8 protein-coding genes and 1 pseudogene are annotated in these 6,766 nt (G+C 71.9%); 6 read left to right on the forward strand and 3 right to left on the reverse strand.

Translation table 11 applies throughout. From position 1 onward, the window contains the following. Positions 1-246 (reverse strand): annotated as a pseudogene (locus G6024_RS03045) (A/G-specific adenine glycosylase); the annotation flags it as partial. Between the two features lie 38 nt (positions 247-284). Between G6024_RS03045 and G6024_RS03050 the strand changes: the two are divergent. Together G6024_RS03050 and G6024_RS03055 are read left to right on the forward strand one after the other, a co-directional pair. Beyond that, positions 285-938, forward strand: a complete 654-nt coding sequence (locus G6024_RS03050) for a carbonic anhydrase (RefSeq protein ID WP_119193388.1) — start codon at positions 285-287, stop codon at positions 936-938. A 99-nt stretch (positions 939-1,037) separates the two neighbouring features. Then, on the forward strand, positions 1,038-1,697 hold the full coding sequence (locus G6024_RS03055; RefSeq protein WP_119193387.1) for a hypothetical protein: 660 nt from the start codon (positions 1,038-1,040) through the stop codon (positions 1,695-1,697). Positions 1,698-1,746: 49 nt separating this feature from the next. Here the strand turns inward: G6024_RS03055 and disA are convergent, their stop codons facing one another. Both disA and G6024_RS03065 read right to left on the reverse strand, forming a co-directional pair. Next, positions 1,747-2,805, reverse strand: a complete 1,059-nt coding sequence (gene disA / locus G6024_RS03060; protein ID WP_067711629.1) for a DNA integrity scanning diadenylate cyclase DisA — start codon at positions 2,803-2,805, stop codon at positions 1,747-1,749. A gap of 52 nt (positions 2,806-2,857) precedes the next feature. Beyond that, positions 2,858-3,430: a hypothetical protein gene (locus G6024_RS03065; RefSeq protein WP_067711632.1), complete on the reverse strand. Its 573-nt coding sequence runs from the start codon at positions 3,428-3,430 to the stop codon at positions 2,858-2,860. A 197-nt stretch (positions 3,431-3,627) separates the two neighbouring features. Between G6024_RS03065 and G6024_RS03070 the strand changes: the two genes are divergently transcribed. The 4 genes from G6024_RS03070 to cysS form a co-directional block, all read left to right on the forward strand. Further along, positions 3,628-4,122 carry a CarD family transcriptional regulator gene (locus G6024_RS03070; protein ID WP_067711635.1) on the forward strand — a complete coding sequence of 165 codons (495 nt, stop codon included), beginning with the start codon at positions 3,628-3,630 and terminating at the stop codon, positions 4,120-4,122. A 16-nt stretch (positions 4,123-4,138) separates the two neighbouring features. Then, positions 4,139-4,930: a 2-C-methyl-D-erythritol 4-phosphate cytidylyltransferase gene (gene ispD / locus G6024_RS03075; RefSeq protein ID WP_235027740.1), complete on the forward strand. Its 792-nt coding sequence runs from the start codon at positions 4,139-4,141 to the stop codon at positions 4,928-4,930. Then, on the forward strand, positions 4,927-5,409 hold the full coding sequence (gene ispF, locus G6024_RS03080) for a 2-C-methyl-D-erythritol 2,4-cyclodiphosphate synthase (RefSeq protein ID WP_159147970.1): 483 nt from the start codon (positions 4,927-4,929) through the stop codon (positions 5,407-5,409). Before ispD ends, ispF begins: the two co-directional genes overlap by 4 nt. 28 nt (positions 5,410-5,437) lie before the next feature. Further along, positions 5,438-6,766, forward strand: a 1,329-nt coding sequence (gene cysS / locus G6024_RS03085; RefSeq protein WP_159147972.1) for a cysteine--tRNA ligase, incomplete at its 3' end; no start/stop codon positions are given.

Below are 6,766 nucleotides of genomic sequence, written 5' to 3' on the forward strand. Positions count from 1 at the left end.
GGGGTAGCCGAGCTTGCCCCACATGCGGATCACGTCGGCCGGGGCGGCCGCCGCGAGTTCCGCGGGGCCGGGCCAGCGGTCGAGCCAGGCCCGCCAGACGGGCTCGACCCGGGCGACGGGGGTCTGCTGGCTCATGACCTCGCAGAGCAGGATCTCCCATGCGCCGACCTGCCCACCGCGCCACGGCAGCGGGCGGCCGGCGCGGGCGAACCAGGAGAGGAGTGCGGAGGTGTCGAGAGAGGTCAACGCGAGTCTTCCGGGGTCGGCGGGGCACAATATGAGCCATGCCTCATACCAACCCGATCAGCGCATGGGCCTCGCTCCGTGACGGCAACCACCGCTTCGTCGATTGCGAGATGCGTCATCCCAGCCAGAATACCCAGCGTCGCGAGCAGCTCGTCGCCGCGCAGCACCCGAAGGCGGTCCTGTTCGGGTGTTCGGACTCCCGGGTCGCGGCCGAGATCATCTTCGATCAGGGGCTCGGTGACCTCTTCGTCATCCGCACCGCAGGCCATATCATCGACACCGCGGTGCTCGGGTCGATCGAGTACGCGGTCCACGTGCTGGACACTCCTCTGATCGTGGTGCTCGGCCATGACAGCTGCGGCGCGGTCAAGGCGACCGTGGACGCGCTGGCGACCGGGGAGATCCCGCCCGGCTTCCTCCGGGACGTGGTGGAGAAGGTGTCCCCGTCGATCCTCAACGGGCGTCGCGAGGGGCTCAGCGGCATCGACGATTTCGAGGCGCGCCACGTGCTCGAGACGGGTGAGCTGCTCGAGCAGCGTTCCAAGATCATCAGCGAGCGGATCGACAACGGCGAACTCGCGATCGTCGGCGTGACCTACAAGCTCTCCGACGGCCGCGCCTACCTGCGCAGCGTCCTGGGCGAGGTCGAGGACGTCCCCCACGGCCCCGGTGAGGAGATGGTCGCCATCTGACGCCCTCCGGCGGCCCGGCGGCCCGGCGGCCACCCGGTCTGAGGGACACGCCGCGCCGACGGGCAGGTGGGGCACCCGCGCGGCTCTAGAGTTGGACCCGTGCAGGAACCCCAGGGCCCCCTACCGCGCGAAGTCTATGTGCGTCGCCGCGTCGCCGCGGTCGTCGTCGCCGTCATCGCCGTGGTCGTGGTGGTGCTCGCGCTGTTCCTCGCCTCCCGCGACAGCGGGACCGACACCCAGGAGACCGCCGCGGGCGGGGAGAACGGCACGACCGGGGCCGTCGAGACCTCGGAGACGTCCACCTCCGCGACCACCGAGCGGGACGACGACGGAGGCGCCTCGCGGGGCCGGTGCGCCGACGAGGATCTCCGTCTGGACGTGTGGTCGGCCGAGCCCAACGTGCCCGTGGGCTCCGACGTGCGCTTCTTCGTCAACATCGTCAACGTCTCGGACACCACGTGCGACCGGGACCTGTCGGAGGCGCCGCTGTCGTTCGAGGTCTACCGGCTCGACGACAACTCCAAGGTGTGGTCGAGCATCGACTGCACCACGCCGCGCGAGGAGGACCAGGTCGAGCTGCGCCCCGATGAGCCGGAGCCGCGTCAGATCGACTGGACCGGCCGACGGTCCGCCGAGGGCGCGTGTTCCGAGTCGGACCGGACGCCAGTCGAGGTCGGCGCCTACCAGGTGTACGCACTGGTCGGGAACGTCTTCAGCCCGGCCTCCACCTTCAACGTGGTCGAGGCCCCCGAGTCGTGACCGGGTCCTGACCGGGCCCGCGCCGAGCGATGGGGCGCCGCGGTGGTCGTCAGCCGGTGCCCAGGCCGGTGAGGCGCTGCCGGACGTGGCGGGCCCACAGCGCGCCGACGCCCTCGACGTCGGCGAAGTCCGACTGCTCGGCCGCCAGCAGTGCGGGCACCGATCCGAAACGTTCGACCAGCGCCGTGATCTGCACCGGCCGCAGGCGAGGGATGTGCGCGAGCATGCGGTGTCCGCGGGCGGTGACGTGCTCGTCCAGGTCCTCGGGCTCGGCCGGTAGCCCCAGGCAGCGCGCGACGGGCGCGGGCAGGAGCAGGTCGGCGTCGGTCAACGCGGCCAGTCGCTCGAGCCCGGCGGTGACCTGCTCGGGTGTCGGTATCGGGCGTGCATCGCCGTCGACGGCCTCCACGCGGAGGTGGTCCGCGACCAGGCCCCACAGTTCATCGGGGGTGTCGGAGAGCAGTTCCTCGAGCTGCAGGGTTGTCTGGCGCCCGTATTCGCCCATCTCCACCGTGAGCTCGGCGAGTTCGGCGCCCAGGCGTTCGAGCCTGAGCAGGCGCTGGGCCATGGTCACGACGTCGCGCACCGAGGCGTAGTCACCCATCTCCGCCCGGTCGAGCCGGGCGCGGGCACGGGCGGTGCGGGCGCCGTGCCGCTCCATCGTGGCGACCGTCTGGTCGGCCCGGGCCAGCAGGACCACCGGGTCGGCCAGCACCCGGGCCAGTCCGCCGGCGTAGACGGTCACCGTGGTCATCGACGCCGACACGGCCACCGTGGGGACGCCGGTGTGCAGCGCCGTGCGCTCGGCGGCGCGATGACGGGTGCCCGTCTCGACGGCCGGCAGTGACGGGTCGGGGACCAGGTGGACGTTGGCGCGGGTGATCCGGGAGCCATCGGTGGACAGCACCACGGCGCCGTCCATCTTGCTCAGTTCCCGCAGTCGGGCGGGCGCGAACTCGACGTCGAGGTCGACACCGCCGTCGCAGATGGCCCGGACGGCGGGATCGTCACCGAGCACCACGAGCCCCCCGGTGCCGCTACGGCGGATCCGGTCGAGTGCGTCACGCAGCGGGGTGCCCGGGGCGAGTCGCCGCAGGACGGCCCGCATGTCGGGGTCGACCGGTGAACCGTCGGCCGAGCGGGCGGAGAGGGCGGACGTGTCAGTGCTCCTCGGACTCGCCGGCGTACTCCGTCGGACGGGTGTACTCGCCGGCCTCGACGAGCTCGCCCACGACGGCGGCCTCGGTCTCGATCCGGTCGCCGTTGGAGAAGCTCACGGTGGCGGGCACGGAGACCCCGACGTCGAGGTCGTCGGCCGAGGGGAGGGTCGCGGTGGTCTGCTCGACGCAGACGCCCTCCGGTGCGGGGGCGGGCTCTGCGCCTTCGGTCGCGTCGACGACGATCGTGCAGCCACGCTGCAGCGGCCGGGTCTCGCCGAGCTGGACCGGGGTGCCGTCGATCTCGACCTGATCGAGGGAGACGGCCTCGCCGAGGCCGTAGCCGGTGAACGAGGCGACGAATCCGACGCGGGCCTCGCCACCGTTCTCGGGGACGACCACCTGCAGGTCGTTGACGTGCAGGTCGCCCGCGGAACCCCGTCCACCGTCGACCGCGGCGACCTGGTTGGCGGTCTGGGAGACCTGGCCGGCGCTGCAGGCCGACGCCCCGAGGGCGGCGCCCACGGCCAGGACTACGAGCGCGGTGCGGCGCAGGCCGGTGTTCGGTGAAGTCACGTCAGGCTCCTCGGGGATGGTCGTCTCTCAGGCCGGTCTCATCGTAGTCCACGGCCCGTCCAGACCGGCGTCAGAGTGGCCCCCTCACACCCGTGGGATTCCCTCGTCAGCCTGTACACGTTGCTGACCTGCGCAAACGGAAAACGCCTGCACTGAGGGCGTGCTAAGATAGGGCGGTCGAAAGGGGAAAGCCACTCATGGAGTTCAAGGTCGGCGACACCGTCGTCTACCCGCATCACGGCGCCGCCACCATCCAGGCGATCGAGATGCGGACGGTCAAGGGCACCGAGAAGGAATACCTCGTCCTCAAGGTTTCACAGGGCGACCTCACGGTGAAGGTACCGGCCGAGAACGCCGAGTACGTGGGCGTTCGCGACGTGGTGGACCAGGCGGGCCTGGACAAGGTCTTCGAGGTCCTGCGCACCGAGCACGCGGAGGAGCCCACCAACTGGTCGCGTCGTTACAAGGCCAACGGCGAGAAACTCGCCTCCGGTGACGTCAACAAGGTCGCCGAGGTCGTGCGCGACCTCTGGCGCCGCGATCTCGATCGTGGCCTGTCCGCGGGCGAGAAGCGCATGCTCGCCAAGGCGCGCCAGGTGCTCGTCGGCGAGCTCGCGCTCGCCGAGCGCTCGGACGAGGAACGCGCTGACGCCCTCCTCGGTGAGGTCCTCGGCTCCGCCGCACCGGCGTGACGCGACCGTCGGAGTGATCGGACACGGTCCGGACGGCCACCCCGCCCCCACGGGCAGGGTGGCCGCCGTCGTTCCCGCGGCCGGTTCCGGGCTCCGGCTCGGCGCGGGACTGCCCAAGGCCTTCGTCGAACTCCACGGCCGGACGATGCTGGAGCGGGCCGTCGCCGGCCTGCTGGACTCGGGGGCCGTCGACGATGTGGTGGTGGTGGTCCCGTCGGACCGCGTCCGGGAAGCCGAGTCGATGCTCGCCCGACTCCGGAACGATGACCACCTCGTCGTCGTCGCCACCGGCGGCGCGGAGCGCACCGACTCCGTGCGCAACGGGCTCGCGGCGCTGACCGCCACCCACGGTGATGCCGGCGCGGCGGTGTACGACGTCCTGCTGGTGCACGACGCGGCGCGGTGCCTCACCCCCGCCGCACCGACGCGGCGCGTCGTCGAGGCCGTGCGCTCCGGCGAGGTCGCCGTGGTGCCGGTGCTCCCGGTCGTCGACACCGTCAAACAGGTCGACGTCGACGGCTACGTCGTGGGCACCCCCGACCGTTCCGGGCTGCGCGCCGTCCAGACACCCCAGGGATTCGCTCCCGACGTCCTGCTCGCCGCCTATGACGCGGCCGGGGACATCGCCACCGACGACGCCGGCCTGGTCGAACGGATCGGGCAACGGGTCGCGACCGTCGAGGGAGACGCGCTCGCGTTCAAGATCACCACCGCCACCGACCATGCCCGCGCGCTGACGGAACTCGCCGGATCCCGTCCCGGCTCGGCGCCCCCCGTCCCCGCGGGCCGAATCCAGGAGGACCCGTGACCGGACCCGTCATCCCCCGCGTGGGGATCGGCACCGACGCCCACCGCGTGGAGCCCGGAAAGCGCTGCATGATGGCGTGTCTGCACTTCCCCGAGGACAACGGGTGCGAGGGGCACTCCGACGGGGACGTGGTCGCCCACTCCCTGGTCGACGCCCTGCTCTCGGCGGCGGGCCTCGGCGACCTCGGCGCGCTGGTGGGCACCGGACGACCCGAGTACGACGACGTCTCGGGCGAGCGCCTGCTGCGGGAAGCGGTGGCCGAGCTGGACGAGCACGGGTGGGTGATCGGCAACGCCGCCGTGCAGATGGTGGGCAACCGGCCCAAGATGGGGCCGCGCCGTACCGAGGCCGAGCAGCGATTGTGCGAGATCATCGGCGCCCCGGTCTCCGTCTCCGCCACCACCACCGACGGCATGGGCTTCACCGGCCGCGGTGAGGGGGTCTCCGCCGTGGCCACGGCACTGGTGTACCGGGCCTGACGGCCCGACACCGGTAGACTCGGCACCCGTGACGCTCCATCTGTACGACACCGCCGCCCGCTCCCTGAGGGAGTTCACCCCCGTCCGGGAAGGGCACGCGTCCGTCTACCTCTGTGGAGCCACCCCCCAGTCGGTCCCGCACATCGGCCACGTCCGCTCCGGCGTCGCGTTCGACATCCTGCGCCGCTGGCTCCTCGGATGCGGCTACGACGTGGCGTTCGTGCGCAACGTCACCGACATCGACGACAAGATCCTCACCAAGGCCGCCGAGAACGGGCGCCCGTGGTGGGAATGGGCGGCCACCCACGAGCGCGAGTTCACCCGCGCCTACGACGCGCTCGGCGTGCTGCCGCCGTCCACCGAGCCACGCGCGACCGGGCACGTGACCCAGATGATCGACTACATGGAGAGGCTCATCGAGCGGGGTTTCGCGTATCCGGCCGAGGGCAGCGTCTACTTCGACGTCGCCGCCTGGTCGGCCGCGCCCGAGGGCGACTACGGGCACCTGTCTGGACACCGACTCGACGAGGTCGACCAGGGCGAGTCCGCCGACCTGCGCGGTAAGCGCGACACGCGGGACTTCGCCCTGTGGAAGGCCGCCAAGCCCGGCGAGCCCGCCTGGCCCACCCCGTGGGGCGACGGCAGGCCCGGGTGGCACCTCGAGTGCTCGGCCATGGCCACCTGGTACCTCGGTCACACCTTCGACATCCACGGCGGTGGGCTGGACCTGCAGTTCCCGCACCACGAGAACGAGGCGGCCCAGTCCCACGCCGCCGGCGACGGGTTCGCCCGCTTCTGGCTGCACAACGGCTGGGTGACGATGGCCGGCGAGAAGATGAGCAAGTCACTGGGCAACGTGCTCAGCGTGCCCAACATCCTCACCGCCGTCCGCCCCGTGGAACTGCGCTACTACCTCGGAAGTGCGCATTACCGGTCGATGCTGGAATACTCTCCCGAGGCACTGCAGGAGGCGGCCGCGGCCTATCGCCGGATCGAGGCGCTCGTGCACCGGGTGAACGAGGCCATCGGGTCGGGAACGGCACCGGGGGGCGACGTCCCGGTCGGCGAGTGGACCGACGCGTTCGCCGCCGCGATGGACGACGATCTCGGGGTCCCCGCCGCGCTGGCGGAGATCCACGGCCGGGTCCGCGCCGGCAACACCGCGTTGTCGTCGGGGGATCTCGACGCGGCGCTCGCGGCGGCGTCGTCCGTCCGGGCGATGGCCGCGGTGCTGGGCGTCGACCCGCTGGACCCGCAGTGGACCTCCGCCGGGGGTGGGGAGGACGCGGCGTTGACAGCACTCGATCTCCTTGTGCGCGCAGAACTCGAGGCCCGCGCCGACGCGCGGGCGAACAAG

This window comes from Dietzia maris (assembly GCF_014144855.1).
GTDB lineage: Bacteria > Actinomycetota > Actinomycetes > Mycobacteriales > Mycobacteriaceae > Dietzia > Dietzia kunjamensis.

Bases quoted from the DNA above. Each gene is read 5' to 3' on its own strand.
- G6024_RS03050 (WP_119193388.1), top strand. From the start codon at position 285: ATGCCTCATACCAACCCGATCAGCGCATGGGCCTCGCTCCGTGACGGC.
- disA (WP_067711629.1), bottom strand. From the start codon at position 2,805: ATGCGGGCCGTCCTGCGGCGACTCGCCCCGGGCACCCCGCTGCGTGAC.
- G6024_RS03070 (WP_067711635.1), top strand. From the start codon at position 3,628: ATGGAGTTCAAGGTCGGCGACACCGTCGTCTACCCGCATCACGGCGCC.